Raw genomic sequence first — 3,145 nt, 5'->3', positions numbered from 1 at the left:
GATTTAATGAGTATGTTAAACAACGAGGATATGACTTAGAACGTGGTCAATCAAGACAAGTTACGAATGCCAAACATGAGCAAATGAGCCAGTATAAACAAAAAACAGAATACCATAAGCAAGAATATGAGCGTGAGAGCCAAAAAACAGACCATATAAAGCAAAAGAACGATAAATTGATGCAAGAGTATCAAAAATCGTTAGAAACGCTTAAAAAGCCTATAAATGTTCCGTATGAGCTTGAAACGGAAAAAGTAGGTGGTTTGTTTAACAAAGAAGTACAAGAAACTGGAAATGTTGTCATAAGCCAAGAAGATTTTAATGCCTTTCAAAAGCAAATAGAAGCAGCACAATTAATCAAAGATGATTATGAGTATATTAAGTCAGATGAAGCTCTAAATGACCTAAAAAACGAAAACAGTAGGCTTAAAGAAGAAAATAAGAGTGCGTTTGAAACTCTGACGAAAGCGAATGAGGTTCTTGAAAAACGAGATAAGCAGATTGAGAAATCGAATAAAATTTTAGTAGTAACTAGAGAAATAATATCTAAACTATTAAAAGAAATAGAACGTTTACTAGGTAGAGAACAATTTGTTGAGAGAGTGCGTGGTTTAGGGAAAGATAATGAACCAATGATGAATATTATGCGTAATATAGATAAAAGAGATAATCCTCAACATTATCCAGAAGAACAAGAGCAAAAGCATGAAAAGAAAAATAATAGAGGTATGAGTAGATAATAAAAGCCCTTATCTAAATAGATAAAGGCTTAATTAAATACAATGTGGTATTGGTTGTACTCTCATGTATTATAACACGCATTTATGCCGAGAAAATCTATTTGTCGATGAGAGCCCTTAATTAGACTAAAAGCGCCAGCGGTCAATAGCGTTAGCTATTAAATCGACCGATGGACAGCTTTAGGATTATTAAGGAGCGCAGAATCGTCGGCAAATAGAGGAATTGGAATAATGCAATAAAGATATTAAACTAGATCAGTTTTTAACTGGTCTTTTTATTTTGGTTTTTTATGGTTTTGAATTACAAATTTTGGAGGAAAAAGGGGGGCTACTACGACCCCCCCATACTGTGCTGAGTTCCAAATTCAGAAAAAAACACTCTTAACACTTAGAGGCTCAATGGTTTTGGGCTACCAACACCGACCAACGTTTGTTGGCGATTTTACCAATATTTTTCAAAAAATGAAGAAATTATATTTAAAAGTGTTGCACTTTTCTTTCTTTAGTTATATTATGATATTAAGTTTTAGAAAAGGAGAGATTTAATGGCTGTTTCTGATGATAAAAAGCGAATAATGATTTCTTTAACAAATAAGCAAAATGAAGAATTGAATGATTTGGCGAAAGATAAAGGTTTTTCAAAATCTGCAATAGTGGCATTGGCGTTAGAAGAATATAAGAAAGGAGAAAAATGAGTATAAAAAAAGAGCCCCTGTGCAAAGGAAGAGCTCTTTTAAACGAATATATACTTATATTTTCAAAGGTAATTATATAACATGACTAAACAAATAACAAAGGCGAGAAATTTCACTTTTATAATTTATCCTGAAAGTATTCCAGAAGATTGGCAATCACTTTTGGAAAAAATTGATATTCCAATGGCAATTAGTCCATTGCACGATAAAGACGAAACGGAACGAAAAGATTTAACGGAAGATGAACAGAAGATTATAGAGGATGGTGGAAAAGTTTATAAAAAGCCTCATTACCATGTTTTGTATGTTGCTAAAAATGCGGTAACGTTAGAAAGTGTAAGAAATAAAATAAAAAGAGCTTTAGGCAATAAAGCTTTATCTCATGTGGAAATTGTAGATGGTATTGAAAGTGTTTATAAATATTTAACGCATGAAAGTAAAGACGCTATTAAGAAAAATAAACATAAATATGATAGTCAAGATATTATCCATTTAAATGATTTTGATATTGAAAGATATATCTTTTTAGATGAAAGTCAAAAACGTAGTTTAAAAAATGATTTATTAAGTATAGTAAAAAATGAGCATATAGTTAATGTAATTGATTTGATGTCATTCCTTGATATATATGGAGAAGAATATGGTATTGATAATATGAATTATGTTCAAGATGTCATTACATCTAATGCTAGTGCTTTTAGACTTTGGTTTGAAGGTAATTATCAATGTGGATATAGAGCAAGGTACTCAAGAATAATTGATAGTGAAACTGGAGAGATTAAATAATGGAATATAATAATACAATTTATTTTGAGAATGGAATTGAACATACATTAACAGAAAAAGAATTGGTTTTAATTAAACGATTGCTATACTCTGCGAAAATTGAAAACGGCTATGAAGAAGAGTTAGAAAATCTGCAAAATTTATTTTTGGAACATTTAGATTGAGTGTGTGATTTTGAACTTAGTGAATTAAATTTTATACACGTGAGTGATCAAAAATTTATGAACATTAGCAACCACCATTTTTGGTTGCTGGGGTTTTGATTTTGGTTTTGAATTTATGGACTGACTTGTTCAGTCCATATTTTGTGCTCGCACAAAATCTAGCCTCGCAGAGCATACGGTTTAATGACTTATTGAAAATAAGTCTAGTATGTTAGACTTAAAGTATTAAATACACGAAAACCCTTTGTGCAGAGGAGGAATTTTTATATGTCATATTCGATTGTTAGAGTTTCAAAAGTTAAATCTGGAACAAATACAACAGGTATTCAAAAACATGTTCAAAGAGAAAATAATAATTATGAAAACGAAGATATAGACCATAGTAAAACACATTTAAATTATGATTTAGTAAACGATAATAAACAAAACTTTAATAACTTGATTGAGGAAAAAATAGAGCAGAATTATACAAATAAAAGAAAAATTAGAACAGACGCAGTTAAACATATTGATGGGTTAATTACATCAGACAATGAATTTTTTAATAATCAAACATCAGAAGATACAAAGCGTTTTTTTGAACAAGCTAAACAGTTTTTAGAACAAGAATATGGTAAAGATAATTTATTATATGCAACGGTGCATATGGACGAGAAAACACCACATATGCATTATGGAGTTGTTCCGATTACTGATGACGGTCGTTTAAGTGCTAAAGAGGTTGTAGGTAATAAAAAAGCCTTAACGGAATTTCAAGATA

Annotated in this window: 4 protein-coding genes and 1 pseudogene; all 5 read left to right on the top strand. The window is 30.4% G+C overall.

The genetic code is table 11. The features are described 5' to 3' along the window. Window positions 1-740: pseudogene (locus KA893_RS11465) on the top strand (MobV family relaxase); the annotation flags it as partial. Between the two features lie 545 nt (window positions 741-1,285). Continuing rightward, window positions 1,286-1,435 carry a ribbon-helix-helix domain-containing protein gene (locus KA893_RS11460; protein ID WP_194378063.1) on the top strand — a complete coding sequence of 50 codons (150 nt, stop codon included), beginning with the start codon at window positions 1,286-1,288 and terminating at the stop codon, window positions 1,433-1,435. An 81-nt stretch (window positions 1,436-1,516) separates the two neighbouring features. Next, the gene (locus KA893_RS11455) at window positions 1,517-2,221 is read left to right on the top strand and encodes a replication protein (RefSeq protein ID WP_107520892.1); all 705 of its coding nucleotides are present in this window, start codon (window positions 1,517-1,519) and stop codon (window positions 2,219-2,221) included. Beyond that, window positions 2,221-2,385 carry a hypothetical protein gene (locus KA893_RS11450; RefSeq protein WP_194378113.1) on the top strand — a complete coding sequence of 55 codons (165 nt, stop codon included), beginning with the start codon at window positions 2,221-2,223 and terminating at the stop codon, window positions 2,383-2,385. The genes KA893_RS11455 and KA893_RS11450 overlap by 1 nt, the downstream gene beginning before the upstream one ends. A 267-nt stretch (window positions 2,386-2,652) precedes the next feature. Continuing rightward, the coding region (gene mobV, locus KA893_RS11445; RefSeq protein ID WP_210125819.1) for a MobV family relaxase at window positions 2,653-3,145 on the top strand (493 nt) is incomplete at its 3' end.

Origin of the sequence: Staphylococcus sp. GDY8P126P, from assembly GCF_017891965.1 — a bacterium.
Taxonomy (GTDB): Bacteria; Bacillota; Bacilli; order Staphylococcales; family Staphylococcaceae; genus Staphylococcus; species Staphylococcus saprophyticus.
Note: the sequence above shows the minus strand (reverse complement) of the source record. Positions and strands in the feature narration are given on the sequence as shown.